Annotated in this window: 18 protein-coding genes and 1 pseudogene; 3 read left to right on the top strand and 16 right to left on the bottom strand. The window is 66.1% G+C overall.

All coding sequences use genetic code 11. The features are described from left to right. Positions 1–153: 153 nt before the first annotated feature. The 4 genes and pseudogenes from ACPXYO_RS06640 to ACPXYO_RS06625 all read right to left on the bottom strand — a co-directional run bounded on the left by ACPXYO_RS06640 (position 154) and on the right by ACPXYO_RS06625 (position 4,061). Positions 154–750 (bottom strand): fibronectin type III domain-containing protein, encoded by a 597-nt coding sequence (locus tag ACPXYO_RS06640; RefSeq protein WP_423917976.1) that lies wholly within the window; start codon positions 748–750, stop codon positions 154–156. 36 nt (positions 751–786) lie between these two features. After that, positions 787–1,907: pseudogene (locus tag ACPXYO_RS06635) on the bottom strand (XdhC family protein). A gap of 58 nt (positions 1,908–1,965) precedes the next feature. Next, positions 1,966–3,132, bottom strand: coding sequence for a vWA domain-containing protein (locus tag ACPXYO_RS06630; protein WP_423917973.1), 1,167 nt, complete (start codon positions 3,130–3,132; stop codon positions 1,966–1,968). Between the two features lie 23 nt (positions 3,133–3,155). Continuing rightward, positions 3,156–4,061, bottom strand: a complete 906-nt coding sequence (locus tag ACPXYO_RS06625) for an AAA family ATPase (RefSeq protein ID WP_423917971.1) — start codon at positions 4,059–4,061, stop codon at positions 3,156–3,158. A 203-nt stretch (positions 4,062–4,264) separates the two neighbouring features. Between ACPXYO_RS06625 and ACPXYO_RS06620 the strand changes: the two genes are divergently transcribed. After that, positions 4,265–5,230: a hypothetical protein gene (locus tag ACPXYO_RS06620; RefSeq protein WP_423917968.1), complete on the top strand. Its 966-nt coding sequence runs from the start codon at positions 4,265–4,267 to the stop codon at positions 5,228–5,230. A 168-nt stretch (positions 5,231–5,398) separates the two neighbouring features. On the opposite strand, the gene ACPXYO_RS06615 is transcribed toward ACPXYO_RS06620, so the two are convergent. The 4 genes from ACPXYO_RS06615 to ACPXYO_RS06600 form a co-directional block, all read right to left on the bottom strand. Beyond that, positions 5,399–7,072: a tetratricopeptide repeat protein gene (locus ACPXYO_RS06615; protein WP_423917965.1), complete on the bottom strand. Its 1,674-nt coding sequence runs from the start codon at positions 7,070–7,072 to the stop codon at positions 5,399–5,401. Positions 7,073–7,167: 95 nt separating this feature from the next. Further along, positions 7,168–8,277 (bottom strand): metallophosphoesterase, encoded by a 1,110-nt coding sequence (locus tag ACPXYO_RS06610; RefSeq protein WP_423917963.1) that lies wholly within the window; start codon positions 8,275–8,277, stop codon positions 7,168–7,170. A gap of 97 nt (positions 8,278–8,374) precedes the next feature. Beyond that, entirely contained in the window at positions 8,375–9,412 is a 1,038-nt protein-coding gene (locus ACPXYO_RS06605; protein WP_423917960.1) for an aldo/keto reductase, read from the bottom strand. A gap of 69 nt (positions 9,413–9,481) precedes the next feature. After that, complete coding sequence (locus ACPXYO_RS06600) at positions 9,482–10,486, bottom strand: fatty acid desaturase (RefSeq protein WP_423917958.1); 1,005 nt, start codon at positions 10,484–10,486, stop codon at positions 9,482–9,484. 150 nt (positions 10,487–10,636) lie between these two features. Here ACPXYO_RS06600 and ACPXYO_RS06595 point away from each other — a divergent pair, with 150 nt between their 5' ends. Then, complete coding sequence (locus tag ACPXYO_RS06595; protein WP_423917955.1) at positions 10,637–11,380, top strand: SDR family oxidoreductase; 744 nt, start codon at positions 10,637–10,639, stop codon at positions 11,378–11,380. A gap of 152 nt (positions 11,381–11,532) precedes the next feature. Here the strand turns inward: ACPXYO_RS06595 and ACPXYO_RS06590 are convergent, their stop codons facing one another. Both ACPXYO_RS06590 and ACPXYO_RS06585 read right to left on the bottom strand, forming a co-directional pair. Continuing rightward, entirely contained in the window at positions 11,533–12,360 is an 828-nt protein-coding gene (locus tag ACPXYO_RS06590) for an FAD binding domain-containing protein (RefSeq protein WP_423917952.1), read from the bottom strand. A gap of 13 nt (positions 12,361–12,373) precedes the next feature. Then, entirely contained in the window at positions 12,374–12,844 is a 471-nt protein-coding gene (locus tag ACPXYO_RS06585) for a (2Fe-2S)-binding protein (RefSeq protein ID WP_419552173.1), read from the bottom strand. A 172-nt stretch (positions 12,845–13,016) separates the two neighbouring features. Between ACPXYO_RS06585 and ACPXYO_RS06580 the strand changes: the two genes are divergently transcribed. Next, on the top strand, positions 13,017–13,604 hold the full coding sequence (locus tag ACPXYO_RS06580) for a TetR/AcrR family transcriptional regulator (protein WP_423917949.1): 588 nt from the start codon (positions 13,017–13,019) through the stop codon (positions 13,602–13,604). Between the two features lie 50 nt (positions 13,605–13,654). Here the strand turns inward: ACPXYO_RS06580 and ACPXYO_RS06575 are convergent, their stop codons facing one another. Genes ACPXYO_RS06575 through pth form a run of 6 tightly spaced genes read right to left on the bottom strand, consistent with a single transcriptional unit; the run spans position 13,655 to position 21,285 of the window. Next, a complete protein-coding gene (locus ACPXYO_RS06575; protein WP_423917946.1) occupies positions 13,655–14,032 on the bottom strand; it encodes an FtsB family cell division protein in 378 nt (125 codons plus the stop codon). Further along, positions 14,029–15,324, bottom strand: a complete 1,296-nt coding sequence (gene eno / locus ACPXYO_RS06570; protein ID WP_423917944.1) for a phosphopyruvate hydratase — start codon at positions 15,322–15,324, stop codon at positions 14,029–14,031. The genes ACPXYO_RS06575 and eno overlap by 4 nt, the downstream gene beginning before the upstream one ends. Positions 15,325–15,380: 56 nt before the next feature. Continuing rightward, positions 15,381–15,857, bottom strand: a complete 477-nt coding sequence (locus ACPXYO_RS06565; RefSeq protein ID WP_423917941.1) for a MazG nucleotide pyrophosphohydrolase domain-containing protein — start codon at positions 15,855–15,857, stop codon at positions 15,381–15,383. A 24-nt stretch (positions 15,858–15,881) separates the two neighbouring features. After that, entirely contained in the window at positions 15,882–17,054 is a 1,173-nt protein-coding gene (locus ACPXYO_RS06560) for a hypothetical protein (RefSeq protein WP_423917938.1), read from the bottom strand. Positions 17,055–17,110: 56 nt separating this feature from the next. Next, positions 17,111–20,704, bottom strand: coding sequence for a transcription-repair coupling factor (gene mfd, locus ACPXYO_RS06555; protein WP_423917935.1), 3,594 nt, complete (start codon positions 20,702–20,704; stop codon positions 17,111–17,113). Continuing rightward, positions 20,701–21,285 (bottom strand): aminoacyl-tRNA hydrolase, encoded by a 585-nt coding sequence (pth, locus tag ACPXYO_RS06550; RefSeq protein ID WP_423917932.1) that lies wholly within the window; start codon positions 21,283–21,285, stop codon positions 20,701–20,703. Before pth ends, mfd begins: the two co-directional genes overlap by 4 nt. Positions 21,286–21,310 lie beyond the last annotated feature (25 nt).

Below are 21,310 nucleotides of genomic sequence, written 5' to 3'. Positions count from 1 at the left end.
CACCTTGTACGAGACATCATTCGACAGACCAGAAATCACATGTTCCAAGTCCTCGGGCCCGTCCTCGCCGTCGCGGGGGTCGACGCTCGGGATGAACTCGCTCCTGGTCCATCTCGACAGGAGAAACTGGCTGTACGCCGTGGACTCGATCCATTAGATGTAATAGCCGGTGTAGTCGATGTCGGCGGCGTCCGAGAACTGCGGCCAAGTCACCTTCAGACTGCCGTCGCCAACCGTCACTGTCGGCCTGTGGATCGGTTGGGGGCGGCTCCGGGAGCGTTCCGTGAGCGAATCACTCCACGGGCCGAATCCCTGCTCGTTGCCCACACGCACTTGGATCACGTACCGGACATCGCGCTCCAAGCCGTTGATTTCGTGGTACCAACTGGCGTCGGCCGTCTCGACCGTCCACTGTTCGTCGGACTTGTCCTCTGCGTTCTCGCGGATATAGCGAACCTCAGCACGGTCCGACTCGACATCGTCAGAATCGCTCACCCATGTGAGCCACATCCAAGTAGGACCCCACATGTACAAGCAGCAAACAGGCGCCTTCATGACCGCAGGAATCTCGCCGCCATCGGATTGCGCGTGAGCCTGCGTCGGAATCGCTGCGATGAGCACCGCTGCACACAACGCCGCAACAATCCGCGACCTTGATGCATGGAGGAATCTGTACATGAGCACTTGCCTTCCGAGCCGTGGGCACTTCACCCTGGCGCCCAGCCAGCACGTCATATTCAATTCACTCATGTAGCAATGCATCTAATACAGATGCATTGCGCCAGCTCAGTGGATGCGGCCTTCGCCGTCTTTGAGGCGGGGGGCCTGGTGGCCGGTTCGGGAGGCGATGATCTCGGCCACGATGGACACGGCGGTTTCTTCTGGAGTGCGGCCGCCGATGTCAATGCCTATGGGGGCGGCGACGCTGGCGAGTTCTTCGTCGGTGACACCGGCTTCGCGTAGGCGCTCGGATCGTTTCTCGTGTGTTGTGCGCGAACCCATGGCGCCCAGATAGCCGACGCGTGTGGGCAGGGCGCCGACGATGGCAGGCACGTCGAACTTGTGGTCGTGGGTGAGCACGCACACGGCGTCTCTGGGGCCCAGGTCGTCGCCGATCCGGTCGAGCAAGCGGTTGGGCCAGTCCACGACCACCTCGTCAGCCATCGGGAATCGTCGCCTGGTAGCGAAGACCTCCCGTGCATCGCAAACCGTGACGCGGTAGCCGAGCAGCTTGGCCTGGGAGGCGAGAGCGCGGGTGAAATCCACCGCTCCGAAGATCACCATGTGGGGGCGGCGGGCGTGACACTCCACGAACACGCTGAGGTCCATCTGGCGGGCCTCGCCGTGCTGGCCGTAGTGGCGTACCTCGCTGATGCCCGCATCCAGCATCCCGAGCGCGTCGCGCTCGACGACCCGGTCGAGATCGGCGTCACCCAGGCTGCCGAGTGTCGGCGTGTCGGGTCGCACGAGGAGCTTCGCTCCGGCATCGGGGCCTTCGATGATCGTCGCCAGCGCAACAGGTTCCTCGGCCCGGATGGCATCCCGGAACACCTCGTAGATGCTGGCCCCCTCGGTGTTCGACGCGGCGCTCACCAGTCGAGTTCCTCCACGAACAGGTGGATCGTGCCTCCGCAGGTCAGACCAACGGCGAAGGCCTCGTCGTCGCTGTAGCCGAACGTGGTGATGCCGGCACCGCGGCTGCCGCCCAGCAACGCCAGTGCCTCACCCACCACGGCACCTTCGACGCAGCCGCCCGAGACAGAGCCCGCCACTTCACCCTCTTCGTTCACGGCCATCGCGGCGCCGGGGTCTCGTGGTCCCGAGCCTTCGATGTCCACCACCCGAGCAACTGCCACGCGTTGGCCCGCGGCCCGCCACCGGTCGATGTCATCCAGGATCTCGTCCATTTGTCCAGTCTCTCTTTCTTGGCAGGTTGTGCGTCGGGTGCCCTCAGAGCTAGCGCTCTCAGGCGGCGATGGCGGCAGCAAGGTGCTCCAGCGAATCGAAGGAGTGGCCTTCGATGAATTCGTCAACGTGCGGCAAGGCCGCGGCCATTCCACGGGCCAGAGGCGCGTAGCCCGGAGTGTGCTTGAGCGGGTTAACCCACACCAGACGGTGGGTCACCAAGTGCAGGCGCGCCATCTGCTCGGCCAGCTCGTCCGGAGTGCCGCGGTCCCAACCGTCAGAGCAGATCACCACGATGGCGCCGCGGGCGTGGCCCCGCACCCCCCAACGGTCGTTGAACTCATGCAAGGTGGCGCCGAGGCGAGTGCCGCCCGACCAGTCCTGAACTGAGTCGGATGCGGCGCGCAGTCCTGCGTCGGGATCGCGGGACGATAGCTCACGGGTGACGCGGGTGAGTCGGGTGCCGATCGTGAACGCCTCCACCCGGGTGCGTCCCACCACAGCGGCGTGTGCGAATCGCACGAGTGCGCGGGCGTAAGGCTCCATGGAACCCGACACGTCGAGCAGCAGCACGACCCGCCGCGGCTTGCGGTTCCCCGTGAGGAACTCGCGCTGGATTGCCTCGCCTCCGGTGCGCAAGGCACGGCGAATGGTGCGACGCAGGTCAGGCCGACGGGTGAACCGCTTGGCCCTCACCGCCCGGCGCGAGCGGCGAGTCACGGCATGGAATCGAAGCTCGCTCATCAACGAATGGAGCTCTGTCAGCTCGGCGTCGCTGCAATCGGCGAAGTCCTTGTGACGCAGAGTCTCGACATCGCTGTAACGAACGCGCAGCGTGGGTCCGGTCTCGGGCTCGTCACCCTCAGCCGTCGGCGGAGCGTCGCCGTCGTCGGTGTCAGTGGCGAGCGTTACCGAGATCGGCGGCAGCTCCACAACGATCCCGCTGGGTTCGCGGCCTTCCCAGAACACTGCGAAAGCACGGTCATAGACGCCGATGTCGGCCGGGCTGCCCACCAACGTGGCCCTGCCCGCCCAGTACACGTCGTCGCGGCCGGAAACCCCCAGCAGCCGCAGCGCCTCGGTGAACGCCATTACTCGGCGGATGGTGACGACAAGCCCCGCTCCGCGCAAGATCGACGAGAACGCCGAAGCCAAGAACTCGGGCTCGTTGACGTGACCGTCGGTCGCCGACTGCTCGGCACCCAGGTCAGTGCCGGTGGCGCCCATGGCCTCCCCGCAGTCCAGGCCGCTCAGGCCTCGGCCACGGCGGCCATGATCATCTCCATGCCCACTGAGGTGACCCGCTGCTGGTCCTCGCGGTACTTCAGCACGGTGCCCAAGGTGGCCTCCAGCATGGGACTGTCCAATTCGGCAGCACCGAGACGCCCAAGAGCGGTGGCCCAGTCGATGGTCTCGGCTACGCCGGGCGGTTTGTAGAGCCGCATTTCCCGCATGGCGGACACGGCCGAGGCAACCTGCCGGGCAAGGGTGCCGTCCACGTCGGGCAGCTTCAGCTTCACGATCTCGACTTCCCGCTCCACCGAGGGATGCGAGACCCAGTGGTACAAGCAGCGTCGCTTGAGGGCGTCGTGCACATCGCGGGTCCGGTTGGATGTGACCACCACGAACGGCGGTCGGGCGGCCGTGATCGTGCCCAACTCGGGCACGGTGACGGTGAAGTCGGAGAGCACTTCCAGCAGGAATGCTTCGAACTCGTCGTCGGCGCGGTCCACCTCGTCGATCAGCAACACCGCCGGCGTGGCGTTGTCGTGGTCGATGGCCTGCAGCAGCGGGCGGCGGATCAGGAACCGCTCGGAGTACAGCTCGTCCTCGATGGCCTCGGCATCGGCAGCGGCACGTCCTGCTGCTTCCGCAGTGCGCAGGTGCAGCAGCTGGCGCGTGTAGTCCCATTCGTAAAGCGCTTGCGCCGCATCGATGCCCTCGTAGCACTGAAGGCGGATGAAATCTCCACCGGTCCACGCTGCGAGCACCTTGGCCAGCTCGGTCTTGCCAACGCCAGCGTCGCCTTCGAGGAACAGCGGGCGACTCATGGTGACCGACAGGTACACCACCGTGGAGAGTCCCTCGTCAGGCAGGTAACCGTGCCGAGACAGGGCCGCCGAGACCTCAGCAGGAGTACCGGGCGCCTTGAACACAGCGGCCAAGGCTACGGCCTTGCGCTTACGCGGATGCAGTTCGGGCCGAACGCCCCCAACCCAGTTGGGCCTGGCTGGCCGCTCTCCCAGACTCTGCGCAAGAATGCCGCCTCAGGCGGCAAATCTGCACACAGAAGCGTGAGTTCTCCTCGGTGCATAAGCAATTCGCATATTTCATGCTGTTTCAATAGTTTCCAGTCGGCGTGTGCTCTGCAGCTGCCGAACCAGAGCCATCCGGCAACGGGCCGGTCGTGGACGAGGCGCGTCTTGAAGCCCACATGCGGCGACAGTACGGACTCGTCTCGCGCACCCAGTCCCTGGCAGCCGGAATGACCCGGCATCGCATACAGCACCGAGTGAGCACCGGGCGCTGGCGGCGTGTCGGACCCGGCGTGTACCAGCACTCGGCCCTGCCCGTCACTCCACATTCGAAGCTGCTGGCCGCATGCATCGCCTACGACGGCTTGGCAAGCCACCGATCCGCAGCGGCGCTGCACCGCATCGACGGCTTCGAGTTGGGGCGTCCCGAACTGGTCGTCAGCAAGGAGCGTGCGAGGTCCGCCGTCGGGGTCATCCTGCATCGCTCCGGACAGATGGACCTGGCCCAGCCGACCTGGCTCGACAGCATCCCCTGCACGGGACTGGCCCGCACTCTGCTCGACCTCGCCGCAGTCGTGAGCCGCAACCGACTCGAGCGGGCGATTGACGCTGCGATGCGCGACCGACGCCTGCGGTACGACGATCTCTCCGAGGTGCTCGCGACCCACACCGGCACGGGCAGGCGTGGCCGGGGCCCGCTCGGCGCGGTGCTCGCCGAGCGATGTGCCGACGTTCCCGTGCCGCTGAGCGACTGGAGTCGTTGGGTATGCGAATTGCTGTGTGAGTCCGGTCTTCCGAGGCCAGCGTTGGAGCATCGGGTGCACGAGGCCGACGGTCGCTTTCTGGCTCAGGTAGATCTGGCGTACCCCTCTCGCCAACTGGCCATCGAGCTTGACAGCATCCGCTGGCACCACAACCGCGAATCCTTTGTGAATGACCGGCGCCGCCGCAACCGGCTGCTAGCAGCCGGTTGGGATGTGCTCTCCTTCACCTGGGACGACTACTCCGAGCAGCCCACCGAGCTGTGCGCTGTTGTTGCCAAGGCCCTCGGTGATATGGCGTCTCGCTGAGTATCACGTAGGCAGTCCACGAGAACGCACCTACAGGCACGTCTCATCGGACTTTGCGCAGAAATGCCGCCTTGGGCGGCAATTTTGCGCAACGAACCGGTGCTCGACGACACCGGGACGGACCCACCGCCCAACGCAGACGATCCCGGCCCGGCTACGACCTAGCGCTTACGCGGATGCGTTGGCCTCCAGCCGGCAGAAGCACGAGGCAGTGATCGGGACGTCGGCGCGTGCGACCGCCAAATCGAGGCGCTGGCGGATGAGGGGCGCCTCGACGGTGTCCCCTCGCCGGACGAGGCACTCGTGCAGCCCATGCAGGCTCCAGACGTTGTCGGGATGCTGGCAGGGTCGACGCAGCTGGCCATCCAGGCCCAGGTCGGCTCGGTAGAGGACTTCGGCCTCGTCGAAGTGGCCCTGTTCTGCCAGCAGCGCGCCCAGCGCGTGACGCGTCGGCTGCATCCAGCCCCAGGGCTCGTCGTAGGGCAAGTTGTCGTCGAGCGCGACCGCCCGGCGGAGATGGGAGAAGGCGACGTCGAAGTTGCCGCGCCGGTACTCCACCTCGCCGTCCAGCATCGCCCCTGCGACGGCCAGGATGTCCAGGCCGGTGTTGTTGAACAGCGTCCGGCTCGGCAGCACCTGGGCCTTGGCGGCCAAGAAAGCCTCACGTTCGGCCAGCGCGTTGTCGACCCGGTTCGTCGAGGCATACGCCACCGTCCGTGCGTAGCGCATCATCGCCGTGGTGACGCAGTAGAACTGCTGGTCAAAGGGCAGGTGTTGGGCGAGGATCTGCTGCCACTTGCCGAAGCGCACCAGGACGTGCTGCTTGATCGCCACGAATCCCTCCAGCCAGTCGGCCATCGGCGGCGAGCCAGTACGCAGCAACTCCTCAGGCAGCGTGCGGTTCATCTCTTCAGCCGCTTGGAGTGCCGGGCCGAACTGGCCGGCGAGCATCGCCCCGTACACCTTGAAGTGATAGTCGTGGCAGCGGTAGGCCGAATAGAAGTTCATCGGACCCTTCAGGTCCAAGTACTTCCGATCGGCGACGATTGCCGCTGAATTGCGCTCCACGACATTGTGGTAGTGGCCGCACAGCACGTCGATATGGGTCGGCATGTGGACCAGGTGTCCTGCGTCAGGCGCAAGATCGACGAGCCGGTCGCCGGCTGACAGCGCCCGCTCGGGATGGGGCGACATCTCCATGAGGTGGATGTACATGTGCAGCAGACCCAGATGGCTGTTGGCACCGGAGGCATCGAGCGTCTCGAAGGCAGACTCCAGCACTTCGACCGCTTCGAGGGTTCCCGCGCCGTCGGCTGGCTCGCCGGTAGCCAGGTCCCACAGCCCCCACGGGGTCCGGTTCATGATCGCCTCGGCGAACAGGGCGCAGATATCGAGGTGATCGCTGTGGGCCCGGTAAACCTCGCGCATCGCCTCCGCGTAGGCGTCATTCCATCGCCCAAAGTCGTCCTCGTCCGGTACTTGGGGATTCGATGGATAGCGGTGCGTCAGTGCACCGATCAGCGCTCGTTCGAGATCGCTGGTGCCTGCTGATGCATCGTCAGCTGCCACCACCTCAACTCGAGCACGTTCCAACGAGGTGCGCAGATCGTCCTCGTCGAAGTCTTCCCACGGTTTGTTGTAGTTCGGCCCGATGGCATACGCGATGCCCCAGCGGGCCATTGCGAAGCCGGGATCGTGCAACAGAGCACGCTCGAAGCAGGCGATCGCCTCTTCATGATGGAAGCCGTAGCACCACGCCATGCCTCGGTCGAACCAGAGCTGGGCTTCGGCATCCCGTGTTGTCACCGGCCACTGGTACGAGCCCAGATCGAAGTACGCCATTCTTGTTTCTCAAGCCCTCCCGCTCGTATGGACAGTATTCCTCACGAAACCTGACAAAGCCATGACCACTGCTCATCTGCTATATCCGACTGCGCTCAGGATCCGACGGCTCCTACGAGGTCGATGATTCCGATTGACGGGCGGACGCCGAATCGGAGCTGTGGGGCATTGCCACGCTCGCGGCCGACGCCGGTTGACACATAGATCGGTGTTCCGTCCAGCTCATGCAACCCGCCTGCGGCGACGTGCCTCGGCACGCTCGACAACGTCAATGGCGGGCCGATGAGCGGGAACGAAACCTGCCCGCCGTGGGTATGGCCGGCAATGAGAAGATTGGCCGGCCGTGCGTGCAGCAACTCGATTGCGTCTGGCTTGTGGGCGAGCAGTATCCGAACGTCGGCATGCTCATCGCCCGAGAGTCGTTCAGCCATCCGCCGCGCCGACGCCTCGTCGCCGAAGAGCGTCGTCCCTCCGATGCTCAGCGTGATGCCATTGAGCTCGAACGTGTCGACCTCGTTGTCGAGCACTCTGGCGCCGGTGCCAGCGGTGATCTGCCGGAGGCCCGCAACGGTGTCGGTGTTGCCGCTCACCAAGAAAACCAATGGCACGTCGTCGAGAATCCGCCGGATCACTTGCGTGAATTGCGGCGCTCGCTCGTCGAAGAGGTCGTCGTCGAACTGGTACAGATCTCCAGGCATCACGACGATGTCAGGTGCGAATCCAAGCAAGCGGTCGACGGCCTCGTTCTCGTAGTTGCCGACCGCTGTCGTCTGCAGATCAGCGAGCACCCCGATCCGGATCCGCTCGTCGACGCCATCGACCGCGAGCTCCGCAGTGTCCACCCGTAGCCAGAAGGGCTCGACATAGGTCGCATAGACGCCGACCGGGATTGCGACAAGGGCGATCACGCAGACAGCGGTGATGGCTTGCGGGCGCGTGCGGGCAGCCAGCAGCGCGATGCCACCGGCGATCGGCGCACCCATCGCCCCTACGACATAGGTGACATGCACAAGCGTGAACCCGTCCAGTCCGGTAATGAACAACGCTCCGCCGCTCAAGATGACCGTGCCCACGAATCCAACGGTCACCGCGCGGGCAACGACCTGGCCGCTGCGGAGTCCTGTGCGGATCCACTTCACCCCGAGGTTCCCCGAAACGATCCCCACGACGACTGCGGCGACGATGGAGTAGTAGTTCAAGAACATCGGCAACAGACCCTCGCATCCCGAGGGTGCCACAGACCTGTCGAGCCGTTCGGTCGGAAGGGCACCGGTGCAGCTGCGCTGTGCGTTGAGTGCGACCTCAGCTGGTGCCGATGGTGAGCAGGTTCTCGACAGGCTGGTAGAGCTCTTCGAGGTAGGCGGTGTCGTCGGAGCTGAGCTCGATCATCGTGGCCTCGACGAGTTGGTCAAGCTGACTGATCTTCGATACGCCAACGACAGGGGCAGTGATCTCGGGCTTGTTCACCAACCACGCCAGCGCCACTTGGGCGGGGCGCACATCGAGCCGCTTGGCCACCTCGGACACCCGGGCGGCGATGTCGAAGTCCCGCTCGCCCCGGTACAGGCTCTCGGTACGAGCACGATCCTGACCCTGGGACCTGTCGGTGGTGCCGGCCTCAAGACCACCTTGGTATGACCCCGCCAAAATGCCCCGCGCCAGCGGCGACCACGGAGTGAGCGCCACGCCGGTGCGGGCGCAGTAGGGGTTCATCTCGCGCTCTTCCTCGCGGTAGATGAGGTTGTAGTGGTTCTGCATCGACACGAACTTCGTCCAGCCACCCATCTCCGCGGTGAGCTGCAACTCCGCGAACTGCCACGCGAACATCGATGACCCGCCGAGGTACAGCGCCTTGCCCGCCTTGACCACGTCGTGCAGCGCCTCAAGCGACTCAGTGATCGGCGTCTCGACGCTGCCGGGGATGCCATGAGGATGGCGGTGAATGACCAGCTGATCCACGTAGTCGACACCGAGGCGGCGCAGCGAGTTGTCGACGCCTTCGATGATGTGCTTTCGATTCAGGCCGCCCTCGTTGGCGTTGCGCCCCATCGGCATGGAGACCTTGGTGGTCAGGACGTACTTCTCACGCGCAAGCAGCTCCCGCAGCAGCTGGCCCACGACCTCCTCAGATGCGCCCACCCCGTAGATGTCCGCGCAGTCGAAGTAGTAGAGACCGCGCTCGATGGCGGCTTCGAAGATCGGACGGGCTTGGTCGACGTCGAGCGTCCAGTCGCCTTGGTGGCCCCGCCCGGGGATCCCGAAATTCATGGTCCCCAGACACAGTTCGGAGACCCGCAGGCCGCAGTTGGACCCGAGCTGGATTGACTTCAGTCGCGACATGGTCACGAAACGTATTCGACGGCGGCACTCACCCGTCGGGTCGCCGCCACTGGAAACTGGGAACCGGCGCTACGCAGCCTCTGGCGCACCAGAGGCGAGGGCGCGCCAGAGCGAGCGGTACGTCGGCCACGAAGCCTCGGCGGGCACGTAACCGTCCTCGATGAGCGCCCTGTTCAGACGCTTCAGATTGCGAGCCGGCACGCCCGAATCGACGTGATGCGCCAGGTGGTAGCCGACGTGGAAGGGCACGAACAGCACCCGGGCCAGCCAGCTCTGGCGGATGTGGTGCGTCGTATTGCGCCGGTCGGGAGTCCGGGTCATGCCGCCGTGCTCGGCGATGGCCCGCAGGCGGTTGATGATCTGGTACCAGGTAAAGAACGGCACCACCCACAAGAACAGGTACAGCCATGGGTGACCCGACAGCCAGAACGCAGCGAACACGATGGCCTGCCCCGCGAAGAACCGCAGGCTCAGCGGCAGGAACTTGAGCTTGGCCAAGCCGGTGAACCGGGGCTTGACGATGCGCCACGCGGACACGCCCACCACATCCCTCATGAACTTGCGGCGAAGCGACGGCCACGGAATCGGGTAGAACGAATACAGCAGGAAATCCGGCTCGCGGGGGCCGAATTCGTCCCGGTGGTGGTTGGCATGGCCCCGGCGGTAGTGGTGCGCGCCGGTGCCGAACGGGAACCAGCCCACCAGGTTGATGCCGATCCGGTCGTTCAGCCAACGATTCGAGAACAGCAGCCGGTGGGATGCCTCGTGGTGGAGGACGAACATCCGCAATTGCAGCGTGCCGATGATCGGCACCGCAGCAACGATGGCCAGCGGATGATCGATGGCGATGACCGCTGTGGTGACCGCGATGGGCGCAGCCAAGGTCGCGATGACTTCGACCGCATTGATGGCATTGGGAATGCGGCGCAGCTGAGCCCGGAACGCGGGCTTGGGACGGCCGTCGGGACGCAGACGCTCCGAGCCCTCGAATGCGGGCAGATCGGATCGCGCCATGCCGCCGGTCATCTTCGCCACGAGCTCGTCGTGAGTCGGCGGTGCGGCGGTCGAGCTCACGGTTCGATGCTACGGCGCTCGCGCAGTGACGGCGGTGCGTGGCGACACCGGGCTGGCAGGGCTGGCCGGGCACGCCGGCCGTTGGCTACGGTTCCGGGCGACCACAGATGGGCTGATGAGAATCAGCTGACCAAAACAGGGGAATCGGCGATGGACTTGGGAATATCAGGACGTACTGCGGCGGTGGCTGCAGGATCAGCAGGACTGGGGCTCGGATCGGCAAAGGCGCTCGCAGCCGAAGGCGTACGCGTGGCCATCTGCGGCCGCGATGCGGAGCGCTTGGCTGCCGCGGTGGCGCAGATCGACGGCGAGGTAGTTTCCATCACCGCCGACTTGGGCAACCCCAACGAGGGTCGCAGCTTCGTCGAGCAAGCCATCGAGAGCCTGGGCTCGGTGGACATCCTGGTGACCAACGCCGGCGGTCCGCCACCGGGCATGTTCACGAACACCGAGATCGACTCGTACCAGATGGCCTTCGACATGAACTGCAAGGCCATGATCGAGATGTGCCGGGTCGCCATCCCTGCGATGCGCGAGCGGGGCTGGGGCCGCGTGTGCGCCATCACCAGCGTCGGCGTCAAGCAGCCGATCCCGTTCCTGCTCGCCAGCTCGGTTGCACGGGCGGGGCTGACCAGCTTCCTCAAGATCACGGCCCGAGAGGTGGCAGCCGACGGCGTGACGGTGAACTCCGCTCAGCCGGGTACCCATTGGACCGACCGCGTGTCCAAGATGATGAACCAGGAAGACGCAGGCAAGAGCAACCCGATGGGTGTGTGCGGCGACTCCGACGACTTCGGCGCCGCAGTGGCATTCTTGTGCAGCGAGCAAGCCAAGTTCGTCACAGGCACTGGCCTGCTCATCGACGGTGGCCAAGCCACCGGGCTGCTGGACTGAGCTCGAAGCGCTAAGTGCCTCAGCGGATAGGCGGCGATGTCCGGCAGCCCCGACGGGCCTGGACTTTGCGCAGAAATGCCGCCACAGACGGCAAAATTGCACAAAGAAAGCGTGACAGCAACTTTCCGAGACGTCACCTATCCGCGCGGCCTCTAAGAAACGCCGGCAGCCTCGAGCGCCCGCCGGGTGAGTACCCGGGCGAGGTGGTTGCGGTAATCCGGAGTGGCGTTCAGGTCGGTGGGAGCGTCGGTGCCCTCGGCGGCCTGCTCGGCAGCTTCCGCCGCCGATGCCCCGCCTGCCAACGCCGCCTCGACCGAAGCAGCTCGAATCGGCACCGAGCCCATGTTCACGAGCGCCACGTTGGTCCCGCCGTTGACGGTCACCGCAGCTGCGCCGACGATCGCCCAGTCCTGGGCCCGCCGGTTGAACTTCTGGTAGTTCCAGCCGTCGCCGGGCGCCTTGGGAACCCGGATCTCGGTCAGCATCTCGTCGTCCGCCAGCGCTGAGGTGAAATAGCCGGTGAAGAAGTCGCCAGCGGCGATCTCACGGCTGCCGCTGGGACCTTGGGCGACGAGGGTGCCGCCCAGTGCCAGCACCGCCGCCGGCAGGTCGGATGCGGGATCGGAGTGGGCAAGCGAGCCGCCGATGGTCCCACGGTGGCGAACCTGCGGATCGCCGACCTCGCCAGCCACATGGCCCAGCAGCGGGCACTCAGCAGCCAGCAGATCGCTGGTCTCCAGCGCCCGGTGACGGGTCAGCGCGCCGATGCCGATGTGGTCGCCGTGGTCGGTGATGAAACTGAGGTCGGTCACGCGGCCGATGTCGACGAGCACGCTCGGCACCGCCAGGCGCAGCTTCATCATCGGCAGCAGGGAATGACCGCCAGCCAGCAGTTTGGCCTCGTCGCCGTGCTCACCGAGCAGTGCGATGGCCTCGTCGGCAGAACCAGCTCGTACGTAGTCGAATGCTGCAGGAATCATTGCTGCGCTCCCCTCAGGCTGACGTCTCGCCGGCCGCGCAGGCCAGCACCGACTTGACGATGTTGTGGTACCCCGTGCAGCGGCACAGGTTCCCTTCCAGGCCTAGGCGCACCTCTCGCTCGGTCGGGTCGGGATTCTCCTCAAGCAGCGATACCGACGCCATGACCATGCCTGGAGTGCAGTAACCGCACTGCAGTCCGTGGTTCTGGCGGAAGGCCTCCTGCATCGGGTGCAGCTCGTCCTCCGACGGCGCCAATCCCTCGATGGTCAAGATCTCCTCGCCGTCGGCCTGCACCGCCAGCATTGTGCACGACTTCACCGATTCGCCGTTCACGTGCACGGTGCAGGCTCCACACGAGGACGTATCACAGCCCACGTTCGTGCCGGTCAGCCGCAGGTCGTCCCGCAGCCAGTACACGAGCAGCGTGCGCGGCTCGACGTCGCCGGTGCGAGTCTCGCCGTTCACAGTGACGCTGATCTCCACAATGACCCCTCTTCTCGCCGGCCACCAGGCCGAGTGTTTGGTTCCGTGGCCGTCAGGCCGGGCGTGTGTCTGCACGGCCCGCCGGGCCGAGCGGCCACCATCATGCATCATGCAGCGACCACGCGCAGACAAGGGGACAAGCGGCACTGAACCGCAGCAGTAGTTTGACGATGTGGCCGGCGAGGAGGCCGTTGCGGGTACTGGCGACCAGTCGGAATGCGCGGGCGAACCTGCGCCGCCGGACACTCGGGACTTGATCCTGCAGCGGGCACGCGACCTGTTCGCCCGGCAGGGCTACCGGGGCACTTCGGTCCGGCAACTCACCTCGGGCCTCAGCCTGACGCCGGCTGCGCTCTACTACCACTTCACCGGCAAGGAAGACGTGCTCGCCGGGGTTCTGGCCTCGATGGAGCGCGACGGTGAAACGATCATCGCCCGGATGGCCGAGCTCGAGCGAACACCCGTGGCCCTGCGAGAGGTGCTCGACCGCTTCTTCGACCTGCTGGCCCGCGACATCGTGGCGTTCCGACTCGTCGCCGATGACGTCGACGTTCAGCAGAGCACTGTCGGTCAGCGCCTACGGGCGCAAGCCGGAGATCTCTTTGCCTGGCTCACAGGACCGTCACCCGAAGTCGAGGATCGCATCCGTGCTGCGGGCGCCGTCGGCACGGTCCGTCTGTCGCTTGAGCAAAGCGGCGTGGATCCCGATGTTCACCGTGATGCGATTGTTGGACGCGCCCTGCGCATCATGACCGACTAGCTGTGACAACTCGCCCTCTCAGTGGCTTGTTCTGGTGCCAACGAACGGATTCAGTTGCCGAGCAGGTGCGCCACGCCGCGCAGCGGCCACGCTGGCGGCAGCTTGACCACATCGGCGGGATCCACGTTCAGGCGGTACAGCGTGTCGCCGTCGCGCACCAGCGAGAGCTGCTCGCGGGCGATCCGCTCCACGACCACTGGATCCTTGGCCTCGGCCACCTGCTCGGCTAGGTGAGCGGTCTCCACCTGCAGCCGTGCCAGCGTGTCGGAAGCATGGTCGATGTTGCGCCGCTGGCTCGTCAGCGATGGCCAGGGAAACAGCAGCACTGCGAGCAGGCCGGCTGCGCTCACCACGATCACAAGACCGACAAGCACCGCCATCACCCGGGGTCGCCCCTCCCGGCGGCGGAGCTGCGTCGGCGCGTTCATGGGCTTCGGGCCAGTGAGCCGCCACCTCGATAGGCAGCAGCCTCGCCGAGCTCTTCCTCGATGCGGAGCAATTGGTTGTACTTCGCGACCCGATCCGAGCGTGCCGGCGCGCCCGTCTTGATCTGCCCGCAGTTGGTGGCGACAGCCAGGTCGGCGATGGTGGTGTCCTCGCTCTCGCCTGAACGGTGCGACATCACCGCGGTGTATCCGGCCTGCCCGGCGAGCTCGACGGTGTCGAGCGTCTCCGTCAGCGTGCCGATCTGATTGACCTTGACCAGCACGCTGTTGGCGACCCCCGCAGCGATGCCGCGTCCCAGCCGCTCGATATTGGTGACGAACAGGTCGTCGCCGACCAGCTGTACCCGATCGCCGAGCAGGTCGCCGAGTCTCGACCAACCGTCCCAGTCGTCCTCGGCCATGCCGTCCTCCACTGAGCAGATCGGGTATCGCCCGCACAGTTCGGCCAAGTAGCTCGCAAAGCCCACGGCGTCAAGCTGGCGACCCTCGCTGGCAAGGGAGTAGGTGCCGTCGGTGAAGAACTCGGTGGATGCCACGTCAAGCGCGAGCGCCATGTCAGCGCCGGGCTCAAAGCCAGCTTCGCCGATCGCCTCGACCAACAGCTGGAGCGCAGCCTCGTTGGACTCCAGGTCAGGAGCGAACCCGCCTTCGTCGCCGACCGCTGTCGACAGGCCCCGGGTTCGCAGCACGCTCCGCAGTGCGTGGTAGGTCTCGGTGCCCCACCTCAGAGCCTCCGAGAATGACGCCGCTCCCACCGGGACGATCATGAACTCCTGCAGGTCCACGTTGTTGTCGGCGTGGGATCCCCCATTGATGACATTCATCATCGGCGTGGGAAGCACATGTGCATTGGCGCCACCGACGTGGCGGTACAGCGGCACGCCCAGCGTTGCCGCCGCAGCGTGGGATGTCGCCAGCGAGGCGGCCAGCACTGCATTCGCCCCGAGCCGGCCCTTGTTCATCGTGGCGTCGAGCTCGATGAGCATGCGGTCGACAAGGCGCTGATCGGCAGAGTCGAATCCGACGAGCGCGCCGGCGATCTCGCCGTTCACGTGCCCGACCGCGACGGCGACACCTTTGCCGCCGTACCGGTCACCACCGTCACGAAGCTCGACGGCCTCGAACTGTCCTGTCGAGGCACCGGAGGGCACGATCGCACGACCTACGGCACCCCCCGCCGTGCGCACCTCGGCCTCAACCGTGGGATTGCCCCGCGAGTCCAGCACCTCGCGGCCGGTCACCTGGACGATCTGAGTGAGTGCGCGCGCTGTCACGCAATGCGAGAGTACCGAAGCTTGGCGCCAGCAAAATCAGCGCTCGAGCCAAGCGACTAGGCGGTGTGCGCCTCGCGAGCCGCGATGCGGTTCGCCCGTGCGGTGCGTTCGGCCTTCTTGATCGCCTCCCACTGCACCGACAGCTCGTCATCGCTGGGTTCGGGAGCGTCGGAATCGCGTGCGAACACATGGGGATGACGACGCAGCATCTTGGCCTCGATAGTGTCGAGCACCTCGGCCAGCGTGAACGTTCCCGCCTGCTCGCCGATGGCGGCATTCATCAGCACCTGCAGCAACACATCGCCGAGTTCGGAAACAAGATCCTCGATGGCGGTTGCCTGATCGTGCGTTGAGCCGGACAACGCGTGATGGGCGGCCTGCAGCGCCTCGGCCAGCTCGGCGGCCTCGTCGAGGGCGTATGGGGCCAGCGAGGCATGCGTCTGGCCCCGGTCCCAGGGGCACTCGCGTCGCAGCCTCGCAATCACCCCATGCAGCGAGACGAGTCTGGCACCGAGATCTTCCTCAATGGCCATAGCGACCCCCACGCAAGAAACGGCTCACGGCAGGATCGGCAACGACACCCTCAGGCTGTCGGCATTCCATGCGCCGAGCTCTGGGGCGACGCTCACCTCGTAGGTCGACATGATCGCGGTCAGTACGTGGCCCGCGAACGGACCGATTGACGAAAGATCGGTCTCATCGGAAAGCAGCGCATCCAGATGCAGCACCACCCAGAGCTCGCCGGTCGGACTGGCTGCGGACGGCAACATCAACGGCTCGGTCAACCCTCCAGGCTCGAGGTCGAGCAAGGCCAGCGCCAAATCGCCTCCTCGTAACAGACTGAACGGCTGGCCGCATCCAATGGCGCCGTCAGCACCGCCGAGCCCTGGAAGGTTGACCGCAGCAGCGACGTCAGGCAGCGCCTCACCTGCCCGCACGCGATCGGAGGCCGAATTGGCGTCGGCCTCGGTCGTCACTGCCAGCGCACTGACGCAGTGCGGCGTGGCCAACCGCTCGATGCTGGGATCTTCTTCGACACTGCGTTGCTGCGCAAACTCCTCGAAGGAACCCTCGAGGTGCGCCTGGACCTGCGCATTGATGGCCTCGTCGGCGGCGCTGATGTCGACGGGGAAGCCCAGTCCGTCGAGAGCGACACCAGCAAGGCGCAACTGAATCATTGACGAGAGCCGCGACACGAACTCCTCGTGCGTGGGGTTCTCCGGGTCGTCCATGAGCGTCACGGGCGAGTCCACGATGTTCGTACGAACGTCATCGACAAGCACCTGCCCGCCCGGGAAGCTCGCTGCGACGGCGGCACCATCGGAGAGCAGTGCCCCGAAAGCGGCATCTTGAGCAGCTCGCGCAGCGTCGCGTTCGGCTCGCTCGGCCTCGAGCTGAGCCTGCTCGGCCTCCCGTTGGGCATCCAACTCTGCCTGCTCGTTGGCCGCCTCAACGGCATCGCGTGACACCACGCCGTCGTCGTCGGTGTCGAGTGCGTCGACGAGATCGGGGTCCACCGCTGTGTCAATGGTGACGACGTCGCCATCGTCCCCACACGCAAACGCCATGAGCGCTACGAGCCCCGCGACGGCCCCGATGGCCAACTTGCGGCGCAGCGCCCGCCGTCGCCCCGACCGGGCAGTCACCGCCGCCTCGGACCCCGAGGCCGCCAGGCTTCGATCGGCATCAGGAATTCTTGGCGCCGAAGGGTTCGCCGTGGTCTGAGGCATCTAGGCAGGGTAGGTGTTCGCCGCTGCGGCGGTGTTGACACCATCGCATCGGAAGGTCAGTCGGCGGGCGGCCGCAGTTGCTGGCAGAACCCAAACAGGTGCCCGACAGTGGCCGGCTTCAACGCTCGGACTGACAGCTGCACTTCGCCCACGTCTGCCTTGTAGCGCGCTGCGCTGAAGGGCGTGCCTGCACAGATGCGCCGCATGCGCAACTCCTCGCTTGCGGTCAGCCCGAACGGTCCCAGGCGCACTCGTCCGCCGTCGTGACCGGGCGCGAACGCCACGGTTCGCATCCTCAGCCGGTGGCATTCCGCACGCAGCAGCGCGATATGCAACAGCGTCCGCGCTGCGTCAGGAATCGGACCGTAGCGATCGACCCATTCGGCTTCGATGTCAGCCACTTCCACCAGCTCGGTCACAGCCCCGAGGCGGCGATAGGCCTCCAAGCGACCCGTCTCGTCCGCCACGTAGTCGTCGGGCAAGTGCGCCACGAGCGGCAGATCGATGACGATCTCGGCCGGCTGCTCGGGCGTCTCGCCGTTCAGCTCGGAAACCGCCTCGCTCACCAACTCGCAGTAGAGGTCGTAGCCGACAGCAGCGACATGGCCAGACTGCACGCCGCTGAGCAGGTTCCCGGCGCCTCGGAGTTGGAGGTCGCGCATAGCGATGCGGTAGCCCGACCCCAACTCGGTGGACTCGCCGATCGTGCGCAGCCGCTCGTAGGCCTCCTCGGTGAGCGAGCGACCTTCAGGGTGGAACAGGTACGCGTATGCACGCTGGCCTGACCGGCCCACCCGTCCGCGGATCTGGTGCAGCTGCCCCAGACCCAGCAGGTCGGCGCGGTCGACCACCAGGGTGTTGACGCTGGGCATGTCGATGCCCGATTCGATGATGGTCGTGCACACCAGCACGTCGTAGGCGCCTTCCCAGAAGTCGATCACGACCTGTTCGAGCGTTCCCTCGTCCATCTGGCCGTGCGCGACCGCGATCCGCGCCTCTGGCACGAGCACCGCGAGGTCCCCAGCCACCAGATCGATGTCCGCGACCCGGTTGTGCACAAAGAACACCTGGCCTTCCCGCAGCAGCTCCCGCCGGATGGCCTCGCTGACGGCGCGCTCGTCATAGGGGCCGACGTGCGTGAGGATCGGCTGGCGCTCAGCGGGCGGCGTCTGCAGCAGTGAGAGATCCCGGATGCCAGTGAGTGCCATTTCCAAGGTGCGGGGAATCGGTGTGGCCGTCAGCGTCAGCACATCGACCTCAGAACGCAGGTGTTTGATCGACTCCTTGTGACTGACGCCGAAACGCTGCTCCTCGTCCACCACCAACAAACCGAGATCTTTGAACAACACGTCCCCCGACAGCAGCCGGTGCGTGCCGATCACCACGTCGACCGTGCCGTCGGCTACCCCGGCAAGCACCGCGCGCTGAGCGGCAGGTGTGAGAAAGCGGCTGAGCACCTCGACACGGACGGGTTGGTCGGCGTAACGCTCGGCGAAGGTCAGGTGGTGCTGCTGGGCCAGCAGCGTCGTCGGCACCAGCACCGCCGCTTGCTTGCCTGCGCTCACCGCGCAGAATGCCGCCCGCACCGCCACCTCGGTCTTGCCGAAGCCGACGTCGCCGCACACCAGCCGGTCCATCGGCGTGGGTTCTGACATGTCGGTCAGTACCTCGTCGATTGTCCGGCGCTGATCCGGTGTGGGCGTGTAGGCGAAGCTGTCGGCCAATTCAGCCATGCCGAATCCGTCGGGATCGAACGCGTTGCCAGCAGTAGTGATTCGTCGCTGGTACAGCACCACCAGCTCTTGGGCGATCTCGGCCACGGCCGCCCGCACCTTGGCCTTTTGGCGCTGGAAGTCGCTGCCGCCCATGCGGCTGAGCCGAGGCGTCTCTCCGCCGATGTACGGGCGGATGAATTCGATCTGCTCGGTTGGCAGGTAGAGCCGATCGGTTCCGCGAAACTCCAGCTCGAGGTAGTCCCGCTCATCGTCGCCGAACGCCCGGCGGACAAGCCCCGCGTAGCGGGCGATGCCGTGATAGTGATGAACGACGAAATCGCCGACGCTGAGATCTTCGAACGACGACGACACTCCAGTCCGCCGGCGAGCTGCCCGGTGAACGCGGCGGCGGCCGGAGAACTCTGCCTCGGGCAGCACCGCGACGCCGGCTTGGGGCGCGATGAATCCCTTCTCCAGGGGCGCGACCACCACGTGCCCGCCCGGCGCCGGAGCGAACCCATCTCGATGCAGGCGCAGCGGCACCTCTTCCGCGCCTAGTGCGTCAGCGAGACGTACAGCCGAACCCTCGCCTTCGGCTGCCACTATCACAATGGGTCGCTGCGCTCCCGGCACAATGGGTCGCTGCGCTCCCGGCACAATGGGTCGCTGCGCTCCCGGCACAATGGGTCGCTGCGTACCTGTCACCAAGCGACGCAACTGAGCCACCAAGCGCGTGACGTCGCCGGCGGCGGGCACCCAAGACTCAGTCGCTATGTGCGGGCCCGGTGTTCCGTCTGCCGCCGGAGTTGCGGTCGAGTCCACCGACCACACCGCGGCCTCGCAGCGCGCCAGCAACCGGTCGAAGGGAACGTGCAGCCGCGGGAACGACACCTCAGCCTGTTCGCCCGTGCCGTCGCGCTGGCCCGCATCGTCGGGATTGTTGAGGCCCCACGTCACCGCCAGAGAACGGGTCAGGTCGTCGGTTTCCGCCGTGATGTCGGCGGCCCGGTCGGCGAGTCGCCGCGGTTCGAGCAGCAGCACCAGCGCCTCGGGTCCGAGCAGATCCGGCAGCACGATCTCGTCGGGGCTGAGCCACGGCAGCCACGACTCCATCCCGTCGAACAGCTCGCCTCCAGCGAGGCGCTCCATGTGTTCGCGGCACCACGGTTCGCTGATTGCCAGCGCTGCGGCATGTTCCCTCATGGCGGCATCGGGACGCATCTCGCGTGCCGGGAACAGACGTGTCTCAACAAGATCTGCCACCGAACGCTGATCGGAGACGGAGAATGTCGTGAGACGGTCCACCTCGTCGCCCCACAGGTCGATTCGTATCGGCGCATCGGCCGTCGGGCAAAAGACGTCCACGATCCCGCCGCGCACCGCAATCTCGCCCCGGTGCTCGACCTGATGCTCGCGGCGGTAGCCCCACCCCACCAGCTGCGACACCAGCTCGCCGAGGTCGCACTGGCCGCCTCGGGCCACGCGAATCGAAGACGTTCCCCCAGCACACGTATCGGGACTGAGCCGTTGCAGCAGAGCTCGAATCGGGGCGACGATCACCTCGGGCACAGGTTCGCCTGGGTTTGAGCTCGAGCTCAGCGCCCCCAGCACCGCCAGACGGCGACCCATGGTCTCAGTCGCAGGACTCACCCGCTCGAACGGCAACGTCTCCCAGGCGCCGAACAGTGCTACCTGTTGCTCCCCCAGCCAGGTGCCGAGGTCACCGGCATAGCGCTCAGCCTCGAGGGCCGTCGCTGTCACGACGAGAACCGGCGTCCGCGACCCCAACGTCGCCAAGCCGGCGGCGAGGTAGGGGCGCGCCCCCTCTGCGACAGCAATCGAGCCGGACTCCCGGCCCAGCATCGACACGAAGCCCGGGTCGTTGCCGAGGCGCTCGGTCAACACCCGCAGCGGCGCTGAGCCTGCGGTGCTCACTGTGCGTCGGGGTCCCGACCCCGCCGGCGGGTGTTCGTGACGTTCATCGCCGCCTCGGGGCCATCGCGCACCAGCATCTCCAGCCCAGCCACCGCCAGGTCGACGGCCTCGTTGATCAATGGTTCCTCCCGGCGCGACGGGCGCTGCAGAACCCACTTCTTGCCGGCTTCGGGCCGCGGCGGCTTGCCGATGCCGATGCGCAGACGCACAAAATCCCGGGTGCCGAGCTGGCTGGCGATCGAGGCCAAGCCGTTGTGACCGGCGATCCCCCCGCCCACCTTCAGCCGCACCTGGCCAGGCTCAAGGTCGAGCTCGTCATGCACGACGACAAGTCGCGACGGTTCGACAATGCCGTGGCGCTTGACCAGCATGCCGACGCTGCGACCGCTCTCGTTCATGAATGTGGACGGGCACGCAAGCGTGACGCGGCACTCACCGACCGTCGTCACTGCCACCCGAGCGTGTTCGCGTCTCTGCGCGGTCAACTCGCACATGAGCGCCTCGGACCAGCGTTCCACGGCTAGGGCCCCGACGTTGTGGCGGCTCCCGGTGAAGCGCTCGGGAGGATTGCCGAGACCCACCACCAACCAGTCTGCGGTTGCCCCC

Origin of the sequence: Candidatus Poriferisodalis sp. (assembly GCF_965237655.1) — a bacterium.
Classification (GTDB): Bacteria; Actinomycetota; Acidimicrobiia; order Acidimicrobiales; family Poriferisodalaceae; genus Poriferisodalis.
This window is presented reverse-complemented; position numbering and strand designations above follow the sequence as displayed.